20 protein-coding genes and 2 pseudogenes are annotated in these 26,871 nt (G+C 68.8%); 11 read left to right on the plus strand and 11 right to left on the minus strand.

Annotation, left to right across the window (positions count from 1 at the left end):
* Positions 1-98: 98 nt before the first annotated feature.
* The 6 genes from JKJ07_RS19140 (at position 99) to JKJ07_RS19165 (ending at position 5,489) form a co-directional block, all read left to right on the plus strand.
* On the plus strand, positions 99-1,793 hold the full coding sequence (locus tag JKJ07_RS19140) for a phosphatidylglycerol lysyltransferase domain-containing protein (RefSeq protein WP_202992950.1): 1,695 nt from the start codon (positions 99-101) through the stop codon (positions 1,791-1,793).
* Complete coding sequence (locus JKJ07_RS19145; protein WP_202992951.1) at positions 1,790-2,515, plus strand: hypothetical protein; 726 nt, start codon at positions 1,790-1,792, stop codon at positions 2,513-2,515. The genes JKJ07_RS19140 and JKJ07_RS19145 overlap by 4 nt, the downstream gene beginning before the upstream one ends.
* Positions 2,512-3,471, plus strand: a complete 960-nt coding sequence (locus JKJ07_RS19150) for an alpha/beta hydrolase (protein ID WP_202992952.1) — start codon at positions 2,512-2,514, stop codon at positions 3,469-3,471. Before JKJ07_RS19145 ends, JKJ07_RS19150 begins: the two co-directional genes overlap by 4 nt.
* Positions 3,468-4,112 carry an SGNH/GDSL hydrolase family protein gene (locus JKJ07_RS19155; RefSeq protein WP_202992953.1) on the plus strand — a complete coding sequence of 215 codons (645 nt, stop codon included), beginning with the start codon at positions 3,468-3,470 and terminating at the stop codon, positions 4,110-4,112. The genes JKJ07_RS19150 and JKJ07_RS19155 overlap by 4 nt, the downstream gene beginning before the upstream one ends.
* Positions 4,113-4,269: 157 nt before the next feature.
* Entirely contained in the window at positions 4,270-4,980 is a 711-nt protein-coding gene (locus JKJ07_RS19160) for a DUF427 domain-containing protein (RefSeq protein WP_202992954.1), read from the plus strand.
* Entirely contained in the window at positions 4,977-5,489 is a 513-nt protein-coding gene (locus JKJ07_RS19165; RefSeq protein ID WP_202992955.1) for a GNAT family N-acetyltransferase, read from the plus strand. Before JKJ07_RS19160 ends, JKJ07_RS19165 begins: the two co-directional genes overlap by 4 nt.
* Here the strand turns inward: JKJ07_RS19165 and JKJ07_RS19170 are convergent.
* The 6 genes and pseudogenes from JKJ07_RS19170 to JKJ07_RS19195 form a co-directional block, all read right to left on the minus strand.
* Positions 5,482-6,387, minus strand: coding sequence for a phosphotransferase family protein (locus JKJ07_RS19170; RefSeq protein WP_202992956.1), 906 nt, complete (start codon positions 6,385-6,387; stop codon positions 5,482-5,484). The two genes, JKJ07_RS19165 and JKJ07_RS19170, sit on opposite strands and share 8 nt — an antisense overlap.
* 293 nt (positions 6,388-6,680) lie before the next feature.
* Positions 6,681-7,352, minus strand: coding sequence for a maleylpyruvate isomerase N-terminal domain-containing protein (locus JKJ07_RS19175; RefSeq protein ID WP_202992957.1), 672 nt, complete (start codon positions 7,350-7,352; stop codon positions 6,681-6,683).
* 446 nt (positions 7,353-7,798) lie between these two features.
* Positions 7,799-8,329, minus strand: a complete 531-nt coding sequence (locus tag JKJ07_RS19180; RefSeq protein ID WP_202992958.1) for a hypothetical protein — start codon at positions 8,327-8,329, stop codon at positions 7,799-7,801.
* Positions 8,330-8,636: 307 nt separating this feature from the next.
* Positions 8,637-8,936 (minus strand): DUF3027 domain-containing protein, encoded by a 300-nt coding sequence (locus JKJ07_RS19185; RefSeq protein WP_202992959.1) that lies wholly within the window; start codon positions 8,934-8,936, stop codon positions 8,637-8,639.
* 10 nt (positions 8,937-8,946) lie between these two features.
* Positions 8,947-10,739: pseudogene (locus JKJ07_RS19190) on the minus strand (IS481 family transposase).
* A 2,717-nt stretch (positions 10,740-13,456) separates the two neighbouring features.
* A complete protein-coding gene (locus JKJ07_RS19195; protein ID WP_202992960.1) occupies positions 13,457-14,200 on the minus strand; it encodes a hypothetical protein in 744 nt (247 codons plus the stop codon).
* 516 nt (positions 14,201-14,716) lie between these two features.
* On the opposite strand from JKJ07_RS19195, the pseudogene JKJ07_RS19200 reads away from it, so the two are divergent.
* Positions 14,717-14,983 (plus strand): annotated as a pseudogene (locus tag JKJ07_RS19200) (tyrosine-type recombinase/integrase); the annotation flags it as partial.
* Positions 14,984-15,064: 81 nt separating this feature from the next.
* On the opposite strand, the gene glnA reads toward JKJ07_RS19200, so the two are convergent.
* Complete coding sequence (gene glnA / locus JKJ07_RS19205; RefSeq protein ID WP_202992961.1) at positions 15,065-16,489, minus strand: type I glutamate--ammonia ligase; 1,425 nt, start codon at positions 16,487-16,489, stop codon at positions 15,065-15,067.
* A gap of 213 nt (positions 16,490-16,702) precedes the next feature.
* On the opposite strand from glnA, the gene JKJ07_RS19210 reads away from it, so the two are divergent.
* On the plus strand, positions 16,703-17,098 hold the full coding sequence (locus JKJ07_RS19210; RefSeq protein ID WP_202992962.1) for an RDD family protein: 396 nt from the start codon (positions 16,703-16,705) through the stop codon (positions 17,096-17,098).
* Between the two features lie 123 nt (positions 17,099-17,221).
* On the opposite strand, the gene JKJ07_RS19215 is transcribed toward JKJ07_RS19210, so the two are convergent.
* A complete protein-coding gene (locus JKJ07_RS19215) occupies positions 17,222-17,911 on the minus strand; it encodes a DUF4191 domain-containing protein (protein ID WP_202992963.1) in 690 nt (229 codons plus the stop codon).
* A 169-nt stretch (positions 17,912-18,080) separates the two neighbouring features.
* Between JKJ07_RS19215 and JKJ07_RS19220 the strand changes: the two genes are divergently transcribed.
* Both JKJ07_RS19220 and JKJ07_RS19225 read left to right on the plus strand, forming a co-directional pair.
* Positions 18,081-18,251 carry a hypothetical protein gene (locus JKJ07_RS19220; RefSeq protein WP_202992964.1) on the plus strand — a complete coding sequence of 57 codons (171 nt, stop codon included), beginning with the start codon at positions 18,081-18,083 and terminating at the stop codon, positions 18,249-18,251.
* 26 nt (positions 18,252-18,277) lie between these two features.
* Complete coding sequence (locus tag JKJ07_RS19225) at positions 18,278-21,160, plus strand: helix-turn-helix transcriptional regulator (RefSeq protein WP_202992965.1); 2,883 nt, start codon at positions 18,278-18,280, stop codon at positions 21,158-21,160.
* Between the two features lie 381 nt (positions 21,161-21,541).
* On the opposite strand, the gene JKJ07_RS19230 is transcribed toward JKJ07_RS19225, so the two are convergent.
* The 3 genes from JKJ07_RS19230 to lipA form a co-directional block, all read right to left on the minus strand.
* Positions 21,542-22,003, minus strand: a complete 462-nt coding sequence (locus JKJ07_RS19230) for a class I SAM-dependent DNA methyltransferase (RefSeq protein WP_202992966.1) — start codon at positions 22,001-22,003, stop codon at positions 21,542-21,544.
* A gap of 18 nt (positions 22,004-22,021) precedes the next feature.
* Positions 22,022-23,011: a hypothetical protein gene (locus JKJ07_RS19235; RefSeq protein ID WP_202992967.1), complete on the minus strand. Its 990-nt coding sequence runs from the start codon at positions 23,009-23,011 to the stop codon at positions 22,022-22,024.
* A gap of 138 nt (positions 23,012-23,149) precedes the next feature.
* Positions 23,150-24,046, minus strand: a complete 897-nt coding sequence (gene lipA / locus JKJ07_RS19240) for a lipoyl synthase (RefSeq protein ID WP_202993311.1) — start codon at positions 24,044-24,046, stop codon at positions 23,150-23,152.
* Between the two features lie 381 nt (positions 24,047-24,427).
* On the opposite strand from lipA, the gene aspS reads away from it, so the two are divergent.
* Positions 24,428-25,678 (plus strand): aspartate--tRNA(Asn) ligase, encoded by a 1,251-nt coding sequence (gene aspS / locus JKJ07_RS19245; protein WP_202992968.1) that lies wholly within the window; start codon positions 24,428-24,430, stop codon positions 25,676-25,678.
* Positions 25,679-26,871 lie beyond the last annotated feature (1,193 nt).

Here is a 26,871-nt window from a genome sequence, read left to right on the forward strand (position 1 = left end):
CCAGACCCACAGGCCGGTCATGATTCGCGGCGAGGCGTTGAGCTTTCCCACAGGTGGTTTTCAGGCTGTTCCACAGCGGGCGCACAGAGGATGGCGTCATGGTGCGGAACGGGTGGGAGCGGGCGCCGCTGGCGAGACGGGGCGTCGCGCGGATCGTGCAGGTGGCCGGTCTCCTCGATGTGGTTTCCGGGGTTGCGCCGCCGCATCACGGCCGGATGCGGACGGTGATGGAGTTCGTGCCGGCGGCCGGGGTGCTCACGGCGCGGGCGGGCACCGTCGTGGCCGGGTTGTTGCTGATCTATCTGGGGGCGGGGCTGCGGCGGGGCAAGCACCGGGCCTGGCAGGTGGCGGTCGTGCTGGCCGGGGCGTCGATCGTGCTGCATCTGGTGAAGGGGCTCGACTATGCGGCCGCGGTCGTGGCCGGCGCTCTGCTCGTCATGTTGCTGGTCACGCGGGACAGGTTCACCGCCCTGGCCGATCGGCGTAACCGGTGGCGGGCGCTCAAGGCCCTGGCCGGTTTCGGGTTGGCAGGCTTCGGGCTCGGATTCCTCGAGATCGCGATCCGGGCCGACCACCTCGCCGGCACGCCGGGGGTCGCCGCCTGGGCTGAGGAGGCGGCGCTGGGCCTGATCGGGATGGACGGGCCGGTCGCGTTCCGGCATCACCTCGCGGCCGAGCTCGTGGCGTACACGACCGGTGCCTGCGGGCTGCTCGCGGCCGGGGTCGCCCTGGTTCTGCTGCTGCGGCCGGGATCGCGCGGGCCGCAGCGGGAGGGCGAGGAACACCTGCGCCAACTGCTCTCCCGGTACGGGGATCAGGACTCCCTCGGCTATTTCGCGTCGCGCGCCGACAAGTCGTTGATGTGGTCGCCGAACCGGGCCGCGGTGATCGCCTACCGGGTCGTCAACGGGGTCAGCCTGGCCGCTGGCGACCCGATCGGTCCCGAGTCGGCGTGGCCCGAGGCGATCGGTGCCTGGCTCGGTGACGCCCGCCGTCACGGGTGGACCCCGGCCGTCCTGGGCTGCGGGAACGCGGCCGGGAGGGCGTACCGGAAAGAGGGTCTGGATGTTGTCGAACTGGGTGACGAGGCGATCGTCGAGACGGCGGCGTTCTCGCTGAACGGCCGGCCGATGCGCGGCGTCCGGCAGGCCGTGAACAGGATGCGGCGGTCCGGCTACGTGTGCCGGGTGGCCCGGCAGCGCGACCTCACCGGGACCGAGCTGCGCGACGCGGTGCACGCGGCCGAGCTGTTCCGCGACGGGCCGGTCGAGCGCGGGTTCTCGATGGCGCTGTCCCGCCTCGGTGATCCGCGTGACGCCGACTGCCTGCTAGTGCTCTGTCACGACGCCTGCGGCAAGCTGCGCGGCCTGCTGCAGTTCGTGCCGTGGGGTGACGACGGCCTGTCGCTCGACCTGATGCGCGGTGATCGCACCGCCGACAACGGCCTGACCGAGCTCATGGTGGTGGCCGTTCTGGAGGCCGGAGAAGATCTGCGCGTACGCCGGGTGTCGCTGAACTTCGCGGTGCTGCGCTCGGTTTTCGCGCGGGCCGACGAGCTGGGCGCCGGGCCGGTGCTGCGGTTGTGGCACCGGTTGCTGCGGGCCGCTTCCCGGTTGTGGCAGATCGAGTCGTTGTACCGCGCGAACGCCAAATATCTGCCGGCCTGGGTGCCGCGCTACCTGTGCTTCCCGGCCGCCCGCGACCTGCCCCGCATCGCCGTGGCCGCGCTGACGGCCGAGGCTTTCCTGCCGCCGCGCCTGACCCGCGGCGCCGACCGGGTGCTCGTGTCGTGAGCCTCACCGGTGTGCCGTTGCTGCTGCTGGCCACGCTGATCACTCTTATCCTCGGCGGCGCCGTCGTGCGGCTGTGGCCCCGCCTGCGCGTGATCCCACGGATCGCGGCCGTGCTGCTGCTGGAGGCCGCCCTGGTGCTGTCCGCGGGTCTGGCCGTCAACCGGCACGAGGAGTTCTACCCGTCGTGGCGGGCCCTCGCCGGTGACACGGGCACGGCCGTCCACCAGGAGCGGGTGCGGGCGGGTGGGCTCGACGATCGGGTGGCGGGCACGTTCACCTGGCGGCCATCAGGCTGGGCCTCGTGGCATCTCGTGGGCCCGCCGACGGTGGCCCTGCCTGCCGACTACCGCTCCCGGCCCGGGGTGGCGTTCCCGGTTCTGCTTTCGTCAGTTCCTTCCCGTACGCCGGAAGCAGTGACCGTCAGTGTCGAACCGACCGGCCGCACGACTCCTCAGGATCTTCAGGCCCTCGCCGCTGCCCTGCGCCGCGACCTGCGAGTGACCGCCGCGGGTTGGGCCGTGGACGTGGGCCCGCTGAGCGGTTCCCTGGTCACGCTGGGCACTCCGGGTGCCTCCCCGTCCGACCTGCCCCCGCCCCTGACCGCCCCGCTGACCCTGCCCTCGGCAGCCCCGGTTCGCACCGCCTCCGCCGGCCTGCCTCCGGCCCACACCCTCGGCGCCACCGATACCCCGCCGACCGCTCGAGCTGGGATGCCGTCGTGAGCACTCTTCTCTCGTCGGGCGGCCTGCTCATCGCCGCCGTCCTGCTGGCGGCCGGCTGGGACCGGGTTCGCCGGCTCGGCCGCTCGGCACTTGTCCTGCTGGCCGTGATCAGCCTCCTCGCCACCGTGTACGTTCAGGTCAACCGCGTCAGCGGCGCCTTCCCCCAATCCGACGTTCCCGAACTGTCGTCCCGTGGAGGCGAAGGCAGTCAGCTCCTCACGGTCACCGTCCACGGCGGACAAAGCGGACTAAGCCTTCCTATGTATGTCTACCTCCCCGCGGCCTATCCCGACGGCGACCGCTTCCCCGTGATCGAGGCCCTGCACGGCTACCCCGGCACCCCCAAGACCTGGCTCGGCAAGCTCCACGTGCAGTCCTATCTCGACCGTGAGATCGCCGCCGGCCGCATGGCCCCGGCCGTTGTGCTGTTCCCGACCCAGACGCCGCGCCCCCTGCTCGACACCGAGTGCACCAACCTGCGCGACGGCGCCCAGACCGAGACGTTCCTGACCGTCGACGTCCCCGCGTTCGCCCGCGATCACTACCGGATCCGCACCGACCGGGCCGGCTGGGGCCTGACCGGCTACTCGGCCGGCGCGTTCTGCGCCACCAACCTCCTGCTGCGTCACCCCACCCGGTACGCCGCGGCCGCGAGCCTGGCCGGCTACGCCGAGCCGGGCATCGACATCGGCGACGGCTCACAGAACACCACGAACAATCCGGTCTGGCGACTGCGCCACCTGCCCCGGCCGCCAGTCGCCCTCTGGCTCGGGTGGGCCGCCGACGACAAGGAGTCGGCCGGCGATTCCCACCGCCTGACGGCTTTCGCCCGCGCGCCGATCTCCCTGACCACGGCGGTGATCGCGCGCGGCGGCCACAGCAGCGCGGTGTGGCGTCAGCTGGAGGCACCCGCGTTCGACTGGCTCTCGGCCCACCTGGCCCGGCCGCTGCCGTGAGACGACTCGCCGTTCTGATCTTGTTGCTGGGCCTGGCCGCGTGCGCCGCACCCGCCCGCCCGTCGGTGGTCACCCTGGGCGATTCGGTCCCGGCCGGCACCGCTTGCGGCTGTACGCCGTTCCCCGCCCTCTACTCCCGGTCCCAGCACGCGACCGACGTCAACCTGGCCGTGCCCGGCTCGACCTCGGCTGACGTACGGGCCGCCGTCCCCGCCGCCGCGCTCTCGGCGTCCGAGGTCATTCTCATGATCGGCGCCAACGATATGGCCGTGGTGTTCGATGACCCGTCGCGTTACGCAACCACGGCCGCGGCGGTCGAGTCCAACGTGACCGCCACGATCGAGGCGATCGGATCGAAAGCCCGGGTGATCGTCCTCGGCTATTGGAACGTCATGCAGGACGGCGATGTGGGCGCGGCCACCTACGGCCCGGATGGCGTGCGGAACGCGACCCGGGCCACCGGACTGATCAACGCCGCCCTGCGAAAGGCCGCGGTCACCACGGGCGCGACGTATGTCTCGACCGAGCCGCCGTTCCACGGGCCGGCCGGCGCGACGGCCCTGCTGGCCCCGGACGGCGACCACCCCAACGAGGCCGGGCAGGCGGCCATCGCGCGGCTGATCCCGCCTTTGCCTTTGTGAAGCCGGACCACCGGGAACATCCCGGTCGCGCGCTACGGCCGTTCCGGCCGCCCGGGCCGCGGTGAGCCTCGCGTTCGGTGGGGGTGCGCTTGGGGACCCGACGTGGCGTACGTGATTTCCGGTTTCCAAATCGCGGTGATCGGTGTATGCCGGACTCATGCCTGAGTTCGAGCCGCCCGCGCCCGTTGTCGAGCCGACGCCACGCCGGGTGCGGGTGCGCCTGGGGCCCACGGTGATCGCCGACAGCCGCCGGGCCTGGTTGCTCGACGAGATCTCCGCGCACGGCTTCCCGACCTACTTCGTTCCCCTTGACGACGTACGGGAAAAGGTCTTGACCGAGACGACGGCGGGGCGCTGGTCGGTGGTGGCGGGCGGGCGCCGGGTCGAGGACGCGGCCTGGAGTGATGACCGGTTCGAGCAGCTCAAGGGGCATGTGACGTTCTCGTGGGAGGCGCTCGACTGGTACGAGGAGGACGAGCAGGTCTTCGTGCACGCCCGCTCGCCCCGGCATCGCGTCGACACCTTGCACAGCTCGCGGCGGGTTCAGGTGTTCATCGACGGGCAGGAGGTGGCCAACAGCACGCGTCCGGTGTTGCTGTTCGAGACATCGTTGCCGACTCGTTTCTACCTGCCGTTCGACGACGTACGCAGCGAGTTGCTGACCGCGAGCGAGACGGTGAGCCGCTGTCCGTACAAAGGGGTCGCCCGCTATTGGTCGCATCCGGCGCTGCCCGACGCGGCGTGGAACTATCCCGACCCGATCCCCGAGATTCCGAAGATTCGTGACCTGCTCTGCTTCTTCAACGAGCGCGTCGACATCGTCCTCGACGGCTCGCCCGTGGAGCGCCCGGTCAGCCCCTTCTCATGATCATTGAACGTGAGACTCCGGCCCGGGCCAAGGCCGTCCACGAGGTGACCGCGGCCGCGTTCGCCGGGCCGTCCGGGCTCCCGGCCGAGGCCACCCTGGTCGATGAGCTGCGCATCAGCGACGCGTGGCTGCCGCGGCTCTCCCTGGTGGCGCTCGACGGCGACGACGTCATCGGGCACGTCCTGTGCACCCGCGCCCACGTGGATTCGGCGCCGGCTCTCGGGCTGGGCCCGCTCAGCGTCCACCCCGATCACCAGCGCCGGGGCGTCGGCTCGGCCCTGATGCACGCCGTGCTGGCCGCGGCCGACGCCCTCGACGAGCCGCTGGTGGTGTTGCTCGGCGACCCCCGCTACTACTCCCGGTTCGGGTTCCGGCTCGCCGAGGAGTACGCGATCACGCCACCGGTTCCGGAGTGGGGTCAGTACTTCCAGGCCCGCCCGCTGACCACGTTCAGTTCCGCGTTGCGCGGCCGGTTCGCGTACGCGGGGCCTTTCGACGCCGTCAGCTGAGCAGCGCCTCCAGCTCGGGCAGTCGACGAAAAAGGCCAGGAAGACCCCGTACGCCGTTGCCCGCGGATTCCTGCGACAGCGCGAGCTCGGGTCCGGCGCCGGCCTCGACCCCGGCCAGGCAGCGCATGACGTTCCACCGCGTGTGCCCGAGCCAGCCCCCGACCATGAAGACGAACCAGCTCGGCCCCGGCGGCGGCAGTTTCCCGCCTCCCGCGACGTAGCCGTCGAGCACCGCACGGAAAACGGCGGGCTCTTCTTGGGAGATGCTCAGCGCGGTCGAACCGAGCTCGCCGGAGAGGTCGAGCAGCCCCGACAGCTCCCAGTCGAGCACCACCGGCCGCCCCTCCCTGGCCAGCAGGTTCCACGGCTGAATGTCCTTGTGGGTCAGCACCACGGGACCCGGCCGCTCGCAGGTGTCGACGAAGTCGGCGATCGCCTCGAACGTCTCGACCTGGGCACTGAGCTCGCCGGCCCACGGCTGCCCGGTCGCCACTGCCTTTTGGGCGAGCTCGGACCAATCCCGCGGGATGGCTTCCTCTCCCGCGTCGTGCGTCCACGTCACATCGAGCGCGTGCAGGCGGGCGAGGATCTCACCGATCTCGAACGCGTACGACGGTGCCACGGGTTCCTCGGGCACCTTCTCACCCTCGACCCACCGGTGGACGAGCGTGCGGTCGTCGGCCGCGATCGGCTCAGGCATCGGAATCCCGGCGGCGAAGGCGGCCCGCTCGAACCGGAACACATCCTGCGCCCGATAGGCGTAGCGGCGATCGAGGACGTTCAACTCCTTGACCGCGAACGAGCCCAGCTCGGTGTCGAGCCGATACATCCGGTTGGCGTAACCGCCGTGGACACGGGTCATCGGGCCGGTCGGCGTGCCGAGCTGGGAAAGGTCCATCCCCGGCAATCTAGGGCCGGAGGGCTTGGCGACGCATCCGTTTATCCTGGCCGCACTCTGCGATCGGGGCTCCTCTTGAGCAAGACAGTGGCGGTGATCCTGGCTGCGCGCGACTATGTGTTCGTTCGACGGCCACCCGGTCTTCCTCCGGGGCGCGTCAGCGATCGACTCGGCCCCGGTAGCCGACCTCGCCGATGCCATCGTCAGCCTTGTCCGGGGCGAGCTGCCACCAGCCGCGCCCGGCACCACCGCATGGCTGTACGGCTGGGACGACACACCGCGCGGTCCTTAAGTCAGCCCAGGGTGAGCCATCGGACGCCGAGCTGGTCGACTCGGGTGACGTCTGCGGGTTCGAGTGGTTGCCGCCCGGTCGCCTTGCGCAGAAACTCCAGTTGATCCCAGCCCAGCTCTCGCAGGGTGTTCTGCCAATCCCGGCCGAGCATCAGCTCTGTCACGGCATCGCCGGCCCGCGGCGTCATCCAGGGAGCGCGGCCCAGGGCGTCCGCCAGGTCGAGGCCGTGGACGGCGAGCTCGACCACCCGGGTGAGCAGGAACTGCGACAGCAGCATCGCGTCCCCGTGCCGGGTGCGCACCACGCGGTCCTCCCGCTCGGCGCGGCACCGGTCGTCCACCAGCTGCCATGTCGCCGTGAAATCCGCGACGACCGCGGCGCCGTCGCTTAGCCCGGCCGCATGGTCCCGCGCCAAGTCGATCCGGGCCGAGTTGGTCTGCGCGGCGAATCGCTCGTCGGGCCGGTAGTACTCGACCGCGGAAATCTCAGCCTGGTCCGGCTTCTCGGCCGCCAGCATGCCCGGCAGCCAGGCAACCGCGACCCGGAGATGGCCCAGCAACTCCCGGACCGTCCACGGCTCACACCTCGTCGGCCGATTCCATTCCGGCTCGGACAGGTCGGCCACCGCCCGGCTCAGGCTCTCGGCCTCGAGACGAAACGCGTCCAGCGTCATAGCGCTCAAGCTAACCGAAACGGCGGCCACCCCGGCCGGAGCCGGGCGTGACCGCCGTTTCTAGTTGAATCCGTCAGACGTTGTAGTACATCTCGAACCAATCAACGGAAAGCCGCGACCATGGTGAATGGCTCCGAACAGCGCGCTGACCTGCGGCTACGGCTGTCATTGATTGCTGTCGTTTTACAGTGGTTTTCTTGCTGGGTTGTGCCGCTGATGTGCCCAATGATCTTGACCAGCGAGAGGCCAAGAGGCTTCCCGGGGCGCGGGCGTAGCCCAATCTGGCCAGCCGCCGGCTGGCAAGCAACGTTCCACCGCTTGCCAGCCGGCGGCTGGTCTGATTGCCTCTGGCGCGGCTCGGGAAGTCTCCTCCCGAGCGCCCGCCGGAGGCACCAGACTCTTATGGGCCCGGGGCAGAGCCCCGGCCGCCGGAGGCAGGTGTTGCCCTACAGCTGCTCAACCGTGGCAGTCGGATCGTCTTGTACACCCAACTCCTTCCGGATCAGAAGGAAAAGACGCTCTTCAACCTTGAGAAGTTTCTTCCATGCTTCATACCGGTCTGGCCCCCCGCCGTTGAACGTGACCGTATGCAAGTCGTTCAGTGCAGCAAGAACTTCGGTCGCAGAGTTAGTCAGCTCCAGTGAGCTGTACAAGGTCAGCGTCGTGTACCTCTTAAACGCCTCCCTGCCGAGTTCTATCGCACGACTCTCATCGGTGGGAGCAGGATGAAACTCTCGAAAGAGTTCGTCGCGCGCAGAACGGACTGATGCGTGAAACTCCACGCAAGCCTCTCGACGGTGCTCGAATGCTCGGGCGACGTCTTCCCGCCGCCACCGTTCGCGTTCTATCTCGCGCTCCCGCCCCCGTGACTCGCTCTCACGCTTGTCGGCTCGACGTTGCGTTATCAGCACGCCGCCCAGTGTGCCGAGCACGCCCATGCCAGCCACCAGCACGGACACCCAAAGTGGAGTCTGCATAGCCCTGATGGTGGGGATACGCGTCAAGCGTGGTCGCGATCATTGTTCGCCTCGGAGTGCTCGGAGCCCTGGCCATCTTTCAGACGAAGAGGTCGGGGCTTCGTCGTGTCCGGCTGAGGGTCTGGTCTGCGCGGCCGGGTCGACGCCGGGAGCGAAGCGGTAAGGCGTCGATCCCGGACCGCGCCTTGAAGATGTAGAGAAAGTTCTCACCGATCTACAGGTGGTCTGGTGCCGAGTCTCAGGACGTCCGTGACGGATCTGTCTCGGGACGTGGGTGACCCGTCCGGCTAGATCTTTGAAGGCGAGGTTATCCGAAGGAGCCGTCGTCTCGTTCTGTGTGGGCGTCGCATCCGTCGTGTTCGAATCGGACGCGGGCGTCGAAGGCCGAGGCTGGGTTTGAGCAGACGCCGTAGTCGGCTCCGAGACGGCCGTGCAAGGCGATCCAGAACGTGCATCCTCCGCATTGCTCGTCGTACCAGTTCTCGGAGTAGTTCGGTTCGTTGGTCTGGCGGTTGCGGTCCTTGAGCCATCGGTGGTGACAGGCGTCGTTGTGCCGCTCGTCGTCTCCGGTCCACGGCTTGGTGGTCATGCGGTGATCGTCGTTCATGGCGTGTTGTTCAGGGCTGCAGGGGCGGCTCGGTGGCGTGTCGGTGCCGCTGACGAGGCGGCTCCGGCTTTCGGGCCTTGAACCGGGCGATCTGCTTGGGGGTGGTGCGGATGACTTCGACGAGCAGCTGGTCGGCGTCGTAGACCCGGAACGTGGTGTCGGCCTGCTCGACGGCAACAGTCCGGCCGGCGTGACCGATGCCGACCTGGATCTTCTGCCCGGCGATGCTGATGCTGCCGCGGCTGCTGACTCTGCGGTCGACTTTTAGCGGCTCCGTGATAGGTGTCGGTGCTGGGCCGCCGGGACGAGCGTCGCGGATGCGGGAGATCTCGGCGTGGGTGAGCGGGTTGGGCAGCGATCGCAGCACGACGCGATCGGGGCCGAGCAGGTGCAGGACACCCCGGTCGACGCGGACGGTGACACGTTGTCCGGCGAGGTGGAACCCGACCGAGAACTGCCGTCCGGCCAGCGCGAGTAGCCCGGCGGCGTTGATGGTCCGTTCGACCTCGATAGCCGCGCCAGGCTTCGGCGGGGCGGCGCTGATCGGCGGCGGCCCAGCTGGTCGGCCGCCGTCGGCGAGCAGCTGATGCAGCTGAGTGACGCTGAACCGCGACGGCACGGTTTTGAGGCGGACTCCGCCGAGGATCAGGTGAACGACGTTGGTGTCGGCCCACAACACCACCTCGCGGCCGGCCAGGGCGGGGCCGAGCCAGAACTGCTGTCCGCTGACTGCAAGGTTCCCCGATGCCGGAATCGTTCGGGTCAGCTCGACCGCCGTATTCACCGGCATTCGTCCTGCAGCCAGGGCTTCCGGGGTCGCAGGCGGCGCAAGCACGGGTGGCGCCGTGTCCGGTGTTGCGGTGGCCAGGGACGGGGGCAGCCGCAACGCGATGCCGTCGCCGCCGGCGGGTTGGAACCGGTCGGCGGGAAACGCCATGTTCAGCGCCTGGTGGGGCCGGTTGGTGTTGTATTCGTGGCGGAAGGTGTCGATCGCGGCTTGGGCGTCGGTGACTGAGGGGAATGGCGGATGGTCGTCGAGCAGTTCCCGGCGCAGGCTCAGATGGAACCGTTCGACCTTGCCGGTCGTGGTTGGTGAACGGGGTTTGGTGAGTCGGTGGGTGATGCCGTTCTCCCGGCAGATCCGGTCGAACATCACCTCGCCACCGCCCTGGTTGAACCGGGCGGTGAATTGCTTGCCGTTGTCAGTCAACAGCTCGTCCGGCATGCCGTATTCGCGCAGGGCGGCGGCCAGGGCGAGGCAGACCGCCCGGCCGGTGGCCTTCGGCACGCGGCGATGACACGGAACCGGGAATGGTCATCCACCCCGGTCACGACCTTGGCTTCTCTGCCGTCAGACAGCAGGACACCACCCACGATGTCCATCTGCCACAGCTCCATCGGCCGGTCTCGTTCCCACCGCTGATAGTCCTCCCGACGGCGACGGCGAGGCCGTTCATCGACCAGGCCATGCCGCACCAGCACCCGATGCACCGTGATCCGGGACGGAAGTGGGCCGGGACAACGGGCACGGCCGAGCTCGAACAACACCCGACGGGCACCCCACCGCGGATGAGTCCGGCGCAGTTCGCAGATCAGCGCTTCCACCTCTGGAGCTGTCTGAGCCGGTGACGACCGAGGCCGGCTCGAGCGATCCGCTAACCCGGCCAGGCCCTCCTGTTCATACCAGCCGAGCCACCGATGCACCGCCGGCCGAGAGACACCGAACCGAGCCGCAACGTCGGTCACCGTCGATCCCGCTCGCACATCCAAACCTGCCCGATACCGCTGTTCGGTCACGCTGATCTCCACCAACACTCGGCGGAGTGTCACGCACGTCCTGATACCGATCTGTCATGCGGGTCCTGAGACTCGACATGAATCTCGACGGGTCCTGTCTAAATTTTCTGTACGGAATTAAAGCGGCCCGAAGCGGGCCGCTCACGCCGCCGCCTGGGCGCGCGTCCGTCGCTTAGCTGGCGCACACGACGGCCACGCAGGCAGCCCGTCGGCTGGCGTGCAGAAGCGGATCGGGCCGCGGCAGCGCCAGGTCCATAGGAAGGTTGGGCCGAGGAGGGATAGCCGGCCACCGACTGGGGTGGCCTAGGCGACGCGGCCGGGGAGACCGCGCCGGGCCGCAGGGCGAGCTACGGCCCGTCGGGCTTCGGGGTGGCGGCGCGCATGGTGTCCGGGCCGCCACTCCACCGTCAAGGGCGCTTCGCGTCGCAAGCGACGGCCATAAACCGGCCGCCCTGGACGGCGGAGCCTCCGCGACCCTACGGGGCCAGGGGTCAAGCGGCAGGCCGGTGGCCTGCCCGCAGGAGGGCGCGCGCCGCCACCCCTTCACCGACTCCTCCCTGGGATCCCTGTCAAGGTGAGCTTGACGTTGAATTCGTCTATGCTTCAGGCGTATCGACCACGTACCATCCGTGCTCGTGATAGCGGCTATCGACCTCTTCAGCGGCGCCCCCTACAACGCTCTCGCTGTCTCCATGGCGGCAATTGGGGTTTTCGTTGCGCTAGCAGCTGCGATTTACGCTCGTCAAGCAGTCTTTCCGGCTAGGAGAGTTCTTCAAGTACAGCACAGCAGAGGCGCACCACTAGTTCCACCGGAAGGCGACGTCAGCCTTTCAGTCTTAGTTGAGGTCAATAATCACGTAGTAAGCAACCCATTTATCACGACCGTAGAGATACTGTCGTCAGGGCGTTATGACATCCGGTCTGAGGATTTCGACCAAAACGCTCCACTTGTGATTGATCTGGGTCGAATAGTTACTCTAGTGGGAGTCGGCTCCTCCGCGTCAACTCGTATTTCAACCGAGGGGACGTTCATTAGAGTCACCCCAAGCCTATTGAAACGAGGCGACGCACTAACTTTTAGCGCAATCACCGAGAGTAAGCCCGAGCAATTTTCTGTATCAAGCGCGCTTATTGATACTAAAGTGATTGTTGCGAAAAAGGAAAGTCCAGTCGCTAGTTGGCGGCGAGCGGCACGCGTATCCCTACTTCTTGGAATGGCTCAAAGTGCCGCACTGTTATTTATAACGTACTTGTTCTATTCGACGACCAATCAAATGATCTCGACTTCCGAAGTTTCCGCAAAGCTTGTCGAAGATGTACTGAAGATTTGTGGCATCCGCTAATAAGTTCCCGGTGGGGGTCGGTCAGCCAAGCCGTTGCGTGAAAGGCATGCAAAGTCTCCAGTCAAGTCCGACAAGCGGGTTGATGCATAGAAGACGGGGCCGTGCGAGGGCTGGTGAGTGACTAACCGGGTGACAATCGCCAGCCATCACGACGAACAACTCTGGACGTCGGTGGACGGGAATCAGCAGGTCGGTCATATGTTGACCAAGCTCACTCAAGATCATAAGTTGCCTGGGGGTCAAGGAGTCAGGTTCGGACCGGGCTCCGCTCCCGCGCTTCCAGGTCGCCCACGAGTCAAATAGCCCAACTCGCGCGCCTTTCTTACCCAGGTACGAACTGTTTCATAGGGCACAACTTCGCCTCGAAGCAGAGACAGTTGGTGCGCTAACGGGTTTAGAATGCTTTTTTGGTGTCCTTTAGACAAGAGCTCAAGATACAGCCGTGCGACCTGTTCGTAGTGCTCCGCTGGATACCCAGTGCGACCTCGACGAAGCCGGCCACGGCTTGACACCTCAGCTAGTCGCCGCGCGCGGACGATGTCTTCTGCCTTCACGTGGCCGCCTCGACCCCCGTACATGGCGTACCAGCCGGGGGGAGGCTCAACGCCAGTCGGAAGTGCCAGGTCTTTCACGGCGTCCGCGAGCACTAGGCGGGCAGCTTGAACCATCTTGTCCAGCTCGACCTGTCGAAGCCTGGCGGATGTGATCGCACCACGCCCTCCAGAGGTTGCGAAGTCAACTCTCACGGGACGAAGATGCCCGTCGCGCTCCGCCAGCGAGAAGTTCACGACGAACTCGCCGAAGTCGGCCATGAACTCTGGCCATTCAGGAACTAGATCGGCCGAACCTGGGTTAACGACCAAATGCACTGGCACGGTGCGGGCCGTCGGCCGGACTCGCTTGCGAGACTTCATGATCCATCCAGCAGCTACCTGGTGAGTATTAGCGGCGTATCAAAGGAAAACTATCGGTCCAGCAGCGATTTTGCCAACCTGGTGAGACCAGAGCGGAGGGATGCTGCGGTGGGTACACAGGCTTTCGGTTGGATCAGTGGCGCGGTTGGCGCTGTGGCTGCTGCAGGGCGTCCAGCGTTACTGGCTGCCGTGGGGACCGGCGCACTTGTTCTGGCGCTGATCTGCTGGACAATCATCGATCATGATCGAACTCGCAACCTAGTCGCGATCCTCAGTGCGCTGCGAGGGAGTGCTAAAGAACCGGATACCCCTGACGATGGAGGCGTGGGTGACTAAATGGGTGACAACCATGCTGGCCCAGGATGGATGCCTGCGGACGTCCGTGGACAGTTGTCGCAGCTCAAGATGTTGAGTCCCGAAGGTAACCCCCCATGATCGTTCCTTGACACGGAACGGGTCAGCTGACTTATTCCGCCCGGGATGCCTGAATAATCTGCCGCGAAGTGATCGTCTCCACGAACCAGTACATCTCGCCATCGTCCTCACCGGCTGGCGCACCGCCCATGATCCGATTCGGCTCCTCGCCCGGTTGGGGCAGCGGAGGGTCGAGTCCTTCCGGGGCGGGGGCTGTCATATGCGACCGGCGGAAGGAGGTCGCGGTCAACCACATGCCGGCGCTGTTACGCAGCGGCCCCAGCCGGGAATTGTCGCGGACCGACTGTTCTCCCGCTGGCCAGTACGGCTCACCGTAGGAGAGAACGAGGTCCAAGTCTTGGGCTTCGTTGGGGCCGAGCTGGCTCCCGAGCCTGGCGCCGAACTGGTTTTCGACGATATCGGGCACGGGGCCGGGCAGCGCAGCTGCTTGACGGAAGCGGGGCCGCTGCAGATGCCACGTCCATCTGATGCGCGCTACCCGGAAGACTCCTGGCGCAAGCTTCTGGCCGTCGAACGACCGACCCTTGCGCGGCAAGTTGAAGACGACCAAATCTCCTCGCGCATGCACTGCCGAGGCGGCCCTCTTGTCGACGCGGACATGGAAGCGGTGTCCAGGGTTGGTTTCGTTCGGCCCGTGAGCGGACAGGTGGAAGACACTTGCCTGGCCCAGCGGGTCGACGTAGAAGTCGGTCTTCTTCGCCGTGATGCGCCAGATGTTCCCTAGCGGCCCGGAATCCGGCAGCGAGAAGGCGACCAGAATCTCGGTCGATTTCACACCGGCAGACTACCGATACTCCAAGCCTCTGCCGATCGATTAATTGTGGCTTCCGAGCCATATGAGGTGGCGCGCGGATCCACGAATCGTGGACCCTTGTCGCCATGACCGTCAACGAGCCGCAACCGCCCCACAACCTCGCACTTGGTCATGCGTGGCTTTGGGCAAAGGCTTCCGAGGTTCCGGCTGCCCGTCTGCTCGGCGACGGATCGGGTCTTCCGGACGCGCTGCTTCTCCTTGTCGCCCTCCGAAACGTGCGTCGTGCTGCCGTCATGGCCGAGAAGTCAAGTCTCACAAGGGCCGGCCTCCCTATCTGGGCCAGCCGAAGACGAAGACCAGCGTTCGAGCCGTGGAGCTGCCGGATGTCGTGGCGGCCGCGCTGCGTGAACACCTGGCCGACGTGGCGGATCCGATTGAGGTGGACGACGACACTGACCCGCGACGGCCGACACGCCGTCCGGCCGCGCTTGTGTTCCGCGGGGCCGACGGTCGCCCGGTGATCGCCTCTACTTCTCGCGTACCTGGACGCCGGTGCGGGCCAAGGTCGGGCTGCCGCTGCGATGGGGGTTCCACGGTCTGCGGCACTACTACGCGACCTTGCTCATTCACGCCGGAGCGAGCGTCAAGACGGTGCAGCTGGCACTCGGCCACTCCACGCCGACGGTGACGCTCAACGAGTACGTGCACGAGTGGCCGGACGCGCTTGATCGGACCCGGTCCCTGGTCGACGGCGCGCTGGGCACACGCGAAACGGCGGCCACGTCGGCTGGGAGCCGAGCATGACCGCCGTTTCTCAACTTGTGCCCGCGTTGTGCCCAAGATCTAGTCAGCGAGTGTTTCCGCTGGTCATGGGCCTAGCGAGGGTCAGACGTTGTAGTACATCTCGAACTCGTGCGGGGTCGGGCGCAGGCGGACGGGGTCGATCTCGTTCGTGCGCTTCCAGTCGATCCACGTGGAGATCAGGTCGTCGGTGAAGACGCCGCCGGCCGTGAGGAACTCGTGGTCGTTCTCGAGGCTGTTGAGGACCGCGTCCAGCGAGCCCGGCACCTGCTTGACGCTGCCCCACTCCTCGGGCGGCAGGTCGTACAGGTCCTTGTCGATCGGGGCCGGGGGCTCGATCTTGTTCTTGATGCCGTCGAGGCCGGCCATCATCTGGGCCGAGAACGACAGGTACGGGTTCGAGGACGGGTCGGGCACCCGGAACTCGACGCGCTTGGCCTTGGGGTTGCTGCCCGTGACCGGGATGCGGGTGCAGGCCGAGCGGTTGCGCTGCGAGTAGACCAGGTTGACCGGGGCCTCGTAGCCGGGCACCAGGCGACGGTACGAGTTGACCGTCGGGTTGGTGAAGGCCAGCAGGCTGGGCGCGTGGTGCAGCAAGCCGCCGATGTACCAGCGGGCCGTGTCGGACAGGCCGGCGTAGCCGGTCTCGTCGTAGAACAGCGGCTCGCCGTTCAGCCACAGGCTCTGGTGGGTGTGCATGCCCGAGCCGTTGTCGCCGAACAGGGGCTTCGGCATGAACGTCGCCGTCTTGCCGTGCTCCCAGGCGGTGTTCTTGATGATGTATTTGAACATCTGCATCTGGTCGCCGGCGTGCAGCAGGGTCGAGAACTTATAGTTGATCTCGGCCTGGCCGGCGGTGCCGACCTCGTGGTGCGAGCGCTCGACGGTGAAGCCGACGTCGATCATGCGGCGGACCATGGCGTCGCGCAGGTCGCTGTAGTGGTCGACCGGCGCCACGGGGAAGTAGCCACCCTTGTACGCGGTCTTGTAGCCGCGGTTGCCGCCCTCCTCCTCGCGGCCGGAGTTCCAGGCGCCCTCGATCGAGTCGATGTAGTAGAACGACTGGTGCGCGGCGGTGGAGTGGCGGATCGAGTCGAAGATGTAGAACTCGGCCTCGGCGCCGAAGTAGGCGGTGTCGGCGATGCCGCTCGACGCCAGGTAGGTCTCGGCCTTCTTGGCCACGTTCCGCGGGTCGCGCGAGTAGGGCTCGCGGGTGAACGGGTCGTGGATGAAGAAGTTCAGGGCCAGCGTCTTCTGGATCCGGAACGGGTCGATGAAGGCCGTGGTGACGTCCGGCAGGAGCATCATGTCGGACTCGTGGATGGCCTGGAACCCGCGGATCGAGGATCCGTCGAAGGCGAGGCCGTCGGTCACCACACTGTCGTCGAACGACTCGACCGGCATGTTGAAGTGCTGCATCACGCCGGGCAGGTCACAGAACCGTACGTCGACGAACTTGACGTCCTCGTCCTTGAGGTATCGCAGGAGTTCCTCGGGATTGGCGAACAACACGTCCTCCTGGCACACGATTTCAATACCGGGGCGGCGTGGTTCCGCCGCATGGCTAGGCTGGACGCGACGCTATGGGGCCGGAGTTGCCCAGGCGTATCCCTATTGTTTCCGTCGTGTTACGGCGTCGGTCAGCCCTCTGCCTGGCGAGGCTATCGCGCCCGCCCGGCCCGCGTGCGGGGTCGCCGAAACCGCCCCGGCTACGCTGGTCGCATGGCAGGCAAGGCGGACGGCGCGATCGAGCCGGGCATCTCCGACACGGCGTCGTTCGGCCGCCGGTTGGGGGCGATCTTCATCGACTGGGCGCTGGCCACGGTGATCGCGGCCGTGCTCGTCGACGACCTGCGGGCCAACCCGTGGCCTCAGCTCGGCCTGTTCGTGCTGGTGCATGCCGTCTTCGTCGGCCTGTTCGGACAGACGCTGGGCATGCTGCTGGCCGGCATCCGCTGCGTCTCCATTACGGACGGTGGCGCGATCGGCCTGCCCCGGGCGGCTGTGCGGGCGCTGCTGCTGGCCCTCGTGATCCCCGCGGTGATCAACGACGGCGACGGCCGGGGGCTGCACGATCGCGCAGCCAAGTCGATCATGGTGCAGCGGCCGCGTCCCTGAGATCAACCCGCGGGCCTCTGGCCCTGCCGGCAGAGCCCCGTACGGCGGTCAGGCGCGCGACGCGTGGGCCGGGCTCACGGCGTACGGGGAACGCGGTTGATCTTGCTGGCGACGAGCGGGCAGTCAGCGCGGGCGCTGCTGGCGGAACGCACCCTTGCTGGGGCGCATGTTCTTGGGGATCGCGCCCTTGGGCATCTGCGGGCGGGCCATCAGCGCGCCGAGGCGCTTGTCGAGCGAGTTGACGTCCTTGCCGGTGAGGTTTCGCGGCAGGCGCATCATCGTGGTGCGCAGCTTCTTGACCGGGAGCTGACCCTCGTCGCTGCCGATCACGTAGTCGTAGAGCGGCGCGTTGCCGATGACCTTGGAGAGGCGCTTCTTCTCCTGGCCGAGCAGGCCGCGGACGCGCTGCGGGTTGCCCTCGGCGAGCAGGATCACGCCGGGGCGGCCGATCACCACGTGCACCATGTCGAACTGGGTGGTCGACGCGGCGGCGGGACGCACCCGCCAGTCACCCCGCATGTTCTCGATCAGCGAGGCCGCGGCGCCGGGCTGGCCCTCGGCCGCGTTCATCATCGCGGCGTTCGAGCGCAGGTTGAGCACGATCACGGCGGCCAGCAGCGTGACCATGATGCCGATCGGCAGATAGATCCAGCCGAACAGGATCACCAGGACGACCGTCAGGGCGAGCGGGATGAGAACGGCCGCCAGAAGCAGCGGAACGAACCATTTGTCCTGCTTTGCCGTGAACGAGAACACCTGACCGATCTGCTTCAGGCGCGTGCCGAACGACACCTTCTCCTGGGGTTTTGCCATAGCTCGAAAGTGTAGTGGGATGCGGCCGCCTTACGCGGGGCGGGAGGTCTCGCTTCGGGGAGTAAGGCGGGCGAGGGGCCCAAGATGGGGCAGGTTCCCCATGCCTGGCCGGTGCCTTCCGGCGAAGAGTCGAGGTCAGCAAGAGGACGGCTCTTCAAGGGAGTGAACGATGTTTCCGTACAACGACCCGTACGCCCTGCTCGACCTGCACCTGCAGCGGGCCAACCGGCTCGCCGAGCAGGCCGCCCGGGCCCGGCAGGTGCGCGAGGCCACGCAGCCCAAAGTACGCCGGTTCGGCCGGTGGCCCCGCCGGGCCCCGCGCCCCGCCGTCGCCGCGTGACTGTTTTGTTGTCGTACCCGCATGCCATGCTCGATTCCATGGCGGCGCAGGCGCACAGCGAGGTGCTCGTCGGTCGCGAGGCCGACCTGGCCGTGCTGCGCGACGCGCTCAAGCGGGCCCGGCACGCCGAGCCGTCGACCGTGCTGGTCGGCGGCGAGGCCGGCGTGGGCAAGACCCGCCTGGTCGAGGAGTTCTGCCACAGCCTGACCACCGATTCCGTACGGGTGCTGGCCGGTCAGTGCCTCGAGCTGGGTGAGGAGGGGCTGCCGTTCGCCCCGTTCGCCGGCGCCCTGCGCGAGCTGCTGCGCGCCGAGGGCCCCGAGGTGCTCGGCGGTCACGAGCGTGAGCTGGCCCGCCTGCTGCCCGAGCTGGGCCCGCCGCCCGAGGGTGAGGCCCGCCGCGGCCTGCTCTTCGAGGCGGTCACGGCCGTGCTCGGCCGCGGGCCGCTCGTCCTGGTCATCGAGGATCTGCACTGGGCCGACCGTTCCACCCGCGACCTCATCGCGTTCCTGGTGCGGGCCGCCCGCCTGCCCCAGCTGCTGCTGATCGCCACCTACCGCACCGACGAGCTGCACCGCGGGCATCCGCTCCGGCCTTTCCTGGGCGAGCTCGATCGCGTACGGGGTGTTTTGCGCCTCGAGCTCGACCGGCTCGACCGCGAGGGCACCTCCGAGCTGTTGACCCACCTGCTCGGCGCCGAGCCCGACCCGCGCACGGTCGACGCGGTCAACGAGCGCGCCCAGGGCAACCCGTTCTTCATCGAGCAGTTCGCGGCCGCCGCCGACCCGTCCTGCGACTTCCCGGCCACCCTGCGCGACCTGCTGCTGGCCCGGGTCGACCAGCTGCCCGAGCCGGCCCAGCGCGTGCTGCGGGTGGCCGCGGTCGGCGGCACCCGCTTCGGTCACGAGCTGCTGGCCCGCGTGGCCGGCATGGCGGAGTCGGATCTCGAGTCGGCCCTACGCGCGGTCGTCGCGGCCCAGCTTGTCGTGGTCGTCGACGCCGACGGGGGTTACGAGTTCCACCACGCCCTCGTGCGCGAGGCCGTCCACGACGACCTGCTGCCCGGCGAGCATGCCCGGCTGCACGCGCGCTACGCCCAGGCCGTCGAGGCCGAGCCCCACCTGGTCGCCGCGGGCCGGGCCCCGGCCGAGATCGCGCACCACTGGCACGCCGCCCACGACCGTCCGCGCGCCCTGGTCACGGCCAAGATCGCGGCCGACGAGGCCAAGTGCCGCTTCGCGTACGGGGAACAGGCGCGCCTGCTCGACCGGGTGCTCCAGCTGTGGGAGGAGGTGCCCGACGCCCGGGCCCTGCTCGGCCTCGACCACCTCGACCTGCTCGAGGAGTCGGCACTGGCCGCGCTCGACTCGGGGGAGTATTCGCGCGCGCTCATGCTGACCAAGGCGGCCCTCGGTGATCTCGACGCCGAGGCCGAGCCGCTGCGGGCCGGCCGCCTGCTCGTCCGCCGGGCCAAACTGCTGCGCAGCGCGGGCAAGTCCGACGCCGGGCCCGAATGCGACGAGGCGCTGCGGCTGCTCACCAGCGCCCCGCAGAGCCCCGAGCGGGTGCGGCTGCTGGCCGAGCTGGCCCACCTGATCGCGGCCGTCGACGCCGACCGCGGCTTCGAGGTGGCGCAGATCGCCATGGCCGGCGCCAACGAATCCGGCGACCTCATCGCGATCGTGGCCGCCGAAGTGGCGTACGGGTCGTCCTGCTCGGGCCGGCAGACCGCCGAGGAGGCCCTCCCGGTGATCCGCGACGCCGTCGAGCGGGCGCGGGCCGCGAGCGACTTCCCGAGCTTCACCCGCGGGCTGATCAGCATCTCCGACCGGCTCTACGAGATCGGCCGCTACGAGGAGTCGGCGGCCGCCGCGGCCGAGGGCATGCCCGAGGCCAACCGCATCGGCGTCGGCCGCACGACAGGCGTCTATCTGCTGGCCAACCACGCCGAGGCGCTGATCGCCCTGGGCCGGTGGGACGAGGCCGACGCCCGGCTGGCCGAGGCGGCCCGGCTCGACCCGCCCGAGACGATGGCGCTGCCCTGGCTGCGCCTGCGGGCCCGGGTCCGGCTCGCGCGCGGCCGCGAAGACGCGGAATCCCTGGTGACCCGCTCGGCCGCCTTCCTGCGCCGGCCCTACCTGAGCACCGAGGGCCGGCTGGCCACGCTCGACCTGTGCCTGACCGCCGCCCTCGGCTCGGCGACGGCCGTCGAGTCGGCCTGGGCCGCCCTGGCCGAGCCCCGGCTCACGGTGCTGCCGCGCTACGCCTGGGCGATCTTGGCGCACGCCGCCGAGGCCGCCGTTTCCGCCGCCTCTGCCGCCTCTGCCGCCTCCGCCGGTGACACCGCGTTGGCCGCGCGGGTGGCCGAGATCGCCGCGGGGCTGCCCTGTCGCTATCCGGCCCAGGTCGCCTTCGCGGCGCAGACCCGGGCCCACCTCGAGGGCGGGGCCGAGCGCTGGGCCGAGGCCGTCGAGGCGTGGCGGGCCGACGGGCATCGCTACGAGCTGGCCTGCGCCCTGCTCCGGCTGGCCGAGGCCCACGCCGCCGCCGGTGACCGGGCCGCGGCCGCCGCGACGATCGCCGAGTCCGTCGCCATCGCGGCCGCCCTGGGCGCGGGGCCGCTGATCGAGTCGGCCGACACGCTCACCCGCCGGCTGGGCATCCGGCCGTCAGCGTCGCCTGCCTCGTCCGGGTCACCCGCCTCGCCCGCCGACTTGCTCACGGGACGCGAGCGCGAGGTGCTGCGCTTGGTCGCGGAGGGGCACAGCAACGGCCGCATCGCCGCCGACCTCTACATCTCGCCGAAGACGGCCAGCGTGCACGTGTCCCGCATCATCGCCAAGCTCGAGGTCTCCAACCGGGGCGAGGCGGCCGCGGTAGCCCGCCGCCTGGGCCTGCTCGACGACTGACCCAGCCTGCGCTTGCCCGCGCTGCCCCGCTTGCCCGCGCTGCCCCGCTTGCCCGCGCTGCCCCGCTTGGCCGCGCCGCCCAGCTTGCCCGCGCCGTCCCGCTTGGGTGCGCTGATTCGCTTGCCCGCGCCGATCCGCCGTCGGGGCTGGATCACGACCAGGGCGGTCCGGCCCGGCTCGGCGGTCAGGGCCGTTCGGCGGTGGCGTACAGGATGTGGCCGCCCGGCGTGACGTCCGCGTTCAGCCGCCAGCCCAGTGGCTCCACCGCCGCCACCAGGTCCGACGGCTGCCAGAAGTGTTTGACGATGCGGAACTCGCGCCCGTCGTTGAGGACTCGCGGCGCGACGTGACCCGGCAGCTCCTCATGGTGGTAGCTGTCGATCAGGAAGACTCGTCCGCCCGGCCGGAGCGCCGCGGCGACCTTGTCCCAGAACGCTGCGAACTGCTCGGCTGGAACATGCGACAGCCAGTAGCTGAAGAAGACCACGTCGAAGGCGGCCGCCGGGGAGCCCAGGCGAAGATGTCCGCTTGCCGGTAGCGGACATGGTCACCCAGCCGTCGGGCGCGGTTGCAATCGATCATGGCGGGGGAGGCGTCCACGGCCAGCACAGTGCCGGCGTGGCGGGCCAGGTGACGGGTCCACAGGCCGGTGCCGCAGGCGAACTCGAGCACGTCGCCGGACGGGCGGAACTCGTCCAGGGTCCGCTCGGCGAAGGCGACGGCGGTGAGCCAGCGTTCCCGCTCGTCGGGGGCCAGGGCGTAGCGGCCCTGGCGATACCACCACTCGTCGTACTCGCCGGCTCGGGCTTCGTAGTAGGCGCGCTGCTCGTCGAGAAGGCTCATCCCGCGACGGTAGGACGGTCAGGGTTCGCGGATCGACTTCATTACGCGGACGAGCAGGATGAGGCCGCCGCCGATCAGCACCAGGCCGAACGCGATCGCGATGACGCTGCCCGCGCTCATGCTCTTCTTGGCCACGGTCACCAGCGACTCCGCCGTGGTGGTCGGGTTCGCGTAGACGGCGGCGGGCGCGTCCGTGGTCGCGACCCGAGTGGGTCCGCCGGAACCGGGGACGACGGACGGCGGCGCGACGGCCGGGGGCGGGGTGGTGGTGACCGCGGCGGGGGCGGTGGCCGGTGGCGGCGCCGCGGAGTCGCAGCCGCTCACCGGCGGGCGCCACGTACCCACGTACGAGGTGAAGCTGCTGTCGCGAATCGTCAGCGAACCGCCCGCGGGGGCCTTGACCGTGGTCGAACGGCCCGGGGCCAGGCGGGTCAGGCGGCCGCCGACGAGGAACACGGCGCTGACGTTGGCGCTCGCGGCATTGGCCAGGGTGGCCGTGAACGAGCCGTCGCAGGCGTTGACGAACGCGACCGTGGGGGCGGGGGAGCAGTCGGTGGCGCCGCCGCGGTAGTGGGCGAACGGGCCCGACGAGCGGCTGCCCGAGGCGCCCAGGGTCTTCGCGTCGTACGGGTTCTGGCCGTGGGTCACCTCGTCGAGCAGGCCGGTGCCGACGATCGCGTCGACCGCGGCGTGGCAGGGCGGGACGACGACGTCGAGGTTCACGGTGCGGTTGGTCGCGGTGATGGTCTTGCGATCGGTCGAGTAGACGAACTGGCCGGCGTTGCCCGAGCCCGCCGTGTACGCGATCAGCCCGAACGCCTGCGTCTGCCCGGCGCACAGGGGGCGTACGGAGGTGATGGTCGCCTTGCCCGAATTGCCGGCGAACGTGTGGCGGAAGGTGGCCGACGCGGCTGAGGTGCAGGTCTCGGCGGCGGAAGCAGTGATGGGGGCGGCCCAGGCCGTCGCCACCGTGGCCGCGGCGGCGAGCACAAGCGTGAAACGACGCACCCTCACAAAAAGCCTAATCGGCTGAAATATCCGACTTGCTTAGCCGGGGTGGCGTGCGTGGAGGGGGTGCACGGAAGGGGCAGACACGACTGTGCCCCGGCTCTCAACGAGAACCGGGGCACCACGCCAAGGCAATACTCAGCCGCGAGCCTCGAGGGCCTGCTTGAAGAGCCGCCCCGCCCGATAGGACGACCGCACCAGCGGCCCGCTCATCACGCCGGCGAAGCCGATCTGCTCGGCCTCCTCGCGCAGCTCGACGAACTCCTCCGGCTTGACCCAGCGCTCGACCGGGTGGTGCCGCGGGGTCGGCCGCAGATACTGCGTGATGGTGATCAGCTCGCAGCCCGCGTTGTGCAGGTCGCGCAGCGCCTGGGAGATCTCGGCCCGCTCCTCGCCCATGCCCAGGATCAGGTTGCTCTTGGTGACTAGGTCGGCCGCGCGGGCCTGGGTGATCACGTCGAGCGAGCGCTCGTAGCGGAAGCCGGGGCGGATGCGCTTGAAGATGCGCGGCACGGTCTCGACGTTGTGCGCGAGCACCTCGGGGGTGGCCCCGAAGACCTCGGCCAGCTGGTCGGGGTCGGCGTTGAAGTCGGGGATCAGCAGCTCGACACCGCAGTCGGGCTGGAGCTTGTGGATCTGGCGCACGGTCTCCGCGTAGAGCCACGCGCCGCCGTCGGGCAGGTCGTCGCGGGCGACGCCGGTGACGGTGGCGTATTTCAGGCCCATCGTGGCGACGGACTCGCCCACCCGGCGCGGCTCGTCGGCGTCGAACTCGGCCGGCTTGCCCGTGTCGATCTGGCAGAAGTCACAGCGTCGCGTGCACTGGTCGCCGCCAATGAGGAAGGTGGCCTCGCGGTCTTCCCAGCATTCGTAGATGTTGGGACACCCAGCCTCCTGACAGACCGTGTGCAGGCCTTCCTTCTGCACGAGCCCGCGCATCTGCGTGTATTCCGGGCCCATCTTGGCTTTGACCTTGATCCACGGAGGCTTCCGCTCGATGGGAGTTTCGGCGTTGCGCGCCTCGATGCGCAGCATGCGGCGGCCCTCGGGAGCAATAGTCACAGGGTCGAGGTTACGCCTGAATAGGCCCCTGCCTAGACAGGGGCGACGAGGCTCACGTGGCGGCTTCTGTGACCGCCGCCACATGAAACGTGTTAAATGCCTTTCGCGCTGACGTTGCCCCTTGTTAACGTCGCCGGACGGCGCTGAAGGAACCGAGTAGCACCCCCGAACCGTCGGCCGAGAGAGCCACCGCGAGCTGTGAAGGTGGCCCGACGCCGGGGCGCGAAGACACTCCCGAGCCGCAGCATGACAAGAGGCGCCTGCCAAGGCGCGAAGGTGTGGTGGCACCGCGAGGATCCCGCTCGCCCACGCCTCCCTGGGGCCGCGTTGCAGCAAACCAGAGGAGGTCCCGCCATGCAACGCATCCTCTCTTCCCAGCTCACGGCGCACGCTCACGAGACCGTGACGATCGCCGGCTGGATCCACCGCCGCCGCCTGCTCAAGTCGGTGGCCTTCCTGATCGTCCGCGACGCCGAGGGCCTGTCGCAGGTCGTCGTGGCCGACGCCGAGACCCGGGCCCAGCTCGAGTCGCTCACCGAGGAAAGCGTCGTCGAGGTGGTCGCGACGGTCAGCCCGAACGAGCAGGCCCCCGGCGGCGTCGAGCTCACCGGGCCCAAGATCCGGGTGCTCTCCGCCGTGCGTGAGCCGCTGCCGTTCGAGCTGCACCGCCCGGCCCTCGGCGCCACGCTGCCGACCCAGCTCGACCACGCCGCGCTGGCCCTGCGGCATCCCGCGCGCCGATCGGCGTTGCGCCTGGCGGCCCGGGTCACGGCCGGCTTCCGGGCCGCCCTGACCGAGCAGCGCTTCGTCGAGATCCAGACCCCCAAAATCGTGGCCTCGGCCACCGAGTCCGGCGCGAACGTGTTCGAATTGGACTACTTCGGCCGCCCGGCCTATCTCGCGCAGTCGCCGCAGTTCTACAAGCAGCTGATGGTCGGCGTCTTCGAGCGCGTCTTCGAGGTCGGCCCCGTCTTCCGCGCCGAGCCCAGCGACACCGTACGGCACCTCGCGCAATACACATCGCTCGACGCCGAGATGGGCTTCATCGCCGACCACCGCGACGTGATGGCCATGCTGACCCGCACCCTCGCCGGAATGACGGCCGGCCTGTTCGAGAAGCCGATCGTCCCGTCCGAGATCCCCGCCGTGCATTTCACCGAGGCCTTACGCATCGCCGGCGCCCCCTCGGACGAGCCCGACCTGGCCCCCGCCCACGAACGCGCCCTGGGCGAATGGGCACTACGCGAACACGGTTCCGAGTTCGTCTACGTCACCGGCTACCCCATGCGCAAACGCCCCTTCTACACCCACCCCGACCCGGCCGACCCCACCTACTCCAACGGCTTCGACCTGCTCTTCCGCGGCCTGGAGATCGTCACCGGAGGCCAACGCCTGCACGCCTACCAGGACTATGTGGACGCCTTGACCCGCTCCGGCGAACCCCTGGAGCCCTACACCGGCTACCTGGACGGCTTCCGCTACGGCATGCCACCCCACGGCGGCTGGGCGATCGGTCTGGAACGCTTCGTAGCCCGCCTGACCGAAGCCCCGAACGTCCGCGAGGTAACCGCCTTCCCCCGAGACCTCAACCGCACAACCCCATAAACCCCATCCCGTACGAGTCGTGGGGCCCCTCAAACTCCCGAGGGGCCCCCGCCGCATTCCGCCCACGACCCACCAAACCCACTCCGCCCCGGTTCCGCCCGCACTCCCCATCAGGGCGCCGCCCTCAGTCCCCACCGCCCCGAATGCCCAAAGCCCGCCGCTGCCCCAGGCCCACGCCGCTCGCCGTTGCCACGCTGCTCGCCGGTGTCCGCAAACCAAAGTCCGATCGGTGTTGCCCAGGCCCACGCCGACAGGCGTTACTCCCGACGACTCCAGCGCTTCCCGCAGGGTGGCCCGGCGTTGCCGCCGAGGTCCACCGCAGCCGGTGCCGTCCCAGAACCCGCTGCTCGAGCCCGCCCCGCATACGACGTAGAACCCCAAGCTTGTTCGCGCCGGCTTCCAACGCACCGCACGCCGGCCCACGCCCGAAACTCCGTCCGCCCCACCCCGGCCGCCGCCCGCTCGACAAGATCAACCCCGCGCGGTACGGCCATCCCTGACCTCACCCGCCTTAGGTTCCAGCGGTCGTTGCAACACCTAGGTTGATCAGGGGTGTCGTGACCATGAGTCGAGGGATCAGGACCCGCAGTTCGGCGGACTACGCCGCAGTGAAACGCGCATGTTTGGATCTGCGGCTAAGGGTGCAAGGACCTGTCAGGCGTGCCTGGAGTTGGGCATCGACCGTAAGACCGGGTATGCGTGGCGGTCCGGCCGGACACCGCTGGATGTGCGGCGCAGCCGGGAGCGGGCCGAGGCGGTCCGGCAGCTGCGGGTGATCTCGGCCCGGTATCTGAACGAGCGGATAGTGACCGCTGACCGGCTTCGTGAAGGCGCCACCCAGACGGCCATCGCCGCGGAACTGGGCCGGCCCCGATGCACGATCAGCCGCGAGATCGGGCGTAACGCCCGGCCCGATACCGGTCGACCCGGAAACGGGCCGAGCAGCGCCGGCCCCGTCCCAAGACCGGCAAGATCGCCGCCGCCCGGCGTTACGTCATCTGCTGGCGACCAGGCAGGGATGGCGGCAGCCCCGAGCGGATCAGCCGTCGGCTGCGCCATGACTTCGCTGAGCGAAGCGAGCTTTCCGTGTCGCACGAAACGATCTATCAGGCCCTCTACCTACAAGGCCGGGGAGAACTACGCCGTGCGGTGGCCTGCGCCCCCTGGGGAGAAGGAAGCAGGTTATGCGGATG

This window comes from Paractinoplanes lichenicola (assembly GCF_016785085.1).
GTDB lineage: Bacteria > Actinomycetota > Actinomycetes > Mycobacteriales > Micromonosporaceae > Actinoplanes > Actinoplanes lichenicola.

Coding starts and splice junctions, on each gene's coding strand:
- JKJ07_RS19210 (WP_202992962.1), top strand. CDS start 16,703: ATGGCAGGCAAGGCGGACGGCGCGATCGAGCCGGGCATCTCCGACACG.
- JKJ07_RS19230 (WP_202992966.1), bottom strand. CDS start 22,003: ATGAGCCTTCTCGACGAGCAGCGCGCCTACTACGAAGCCCGAGCCGGC.
- JKJ07_RS19185 (WP_202992959.1), bottom strand. CDS start 8,936: ATGAACGACGATCACCGCATGACCACCAAGCCGTGGACCGGAGACGAC.
- JKJ07_RS19175 (WP_202992957.1), bottom strand. CDS start 7,352: ATGACGCTGGACGCGTTTCGTCTCGAGGCCGAGAGCCTGAGCCGGGCG.
- lipA (WP_202993311.1), bottom strand. CDS start 24,046: ATGCTGCGCATCGAGGCGCGCAACGCCGAAACTCCCATCGAGCGGAAG.
- JKJ07_RS19165 (WP_202992955.1), top strand. CDS start 4,977: ATGATCATTGAACGTGAGACTCCGGCCCGGGCCAAGGCCGTCCACGAG.
- JKJ07_RS19160 (WP_202992954.1), top strand. CDS start 4,270: ATGCCTGAGTTCGAGCCGCCCGCGCCCGTTGTCGAGCCGACGCCACGC.
- aspS (WP_202992968.1), top strand. CDS start 24,428: ATGCAACGCATCCTCTCTTCCCAGCTCACGGCGCACGCTCACGAGACC.
- JKJ07_RS19225 (WP_202992965.1), top strand. CDS start 18,278: ATGCTCGATTCCATGGCGGCGCAGGCGCACAGCGAGGTGCTCGTCGGT.
- JKJ07_RS19140 (WP_202992950.1), top strand. CDS start 99: ATGGTGCGGAACGGGTGGGAGCGGGCGCCGCTGGCGAGACGGGGCGTC.
- JKJ07_RS19220 (WP_202992964.1), top strand. CDS start 18,081: ATGTTTCCGTACAACGACCCGTACGCCCTGCTCGACCTGCACCTGCAG.
- JKJ07_RS19170 (WP_202992956.1), bottom strand. CDS start 6,387: ATGGACCTTTCCCAGCTCGGCACGCCGACCGGCCCGATGACCCGTGTC.
- JKJ07_RS19180 (WP_202992958.1), bottom strand. CDS start 8,329: ATGCAGACTCCACTTTGGGTGTCCGTGCTGGTGGCTGGCATGGGCGTG.
- JKJ07_RS19215 (WP_202992963.1), bottom strand. CDS start 17,911: ATGGCAAAACCCCAGGAGAAGGTGTCGTTCGGCACGCGCCTGAAGCAG.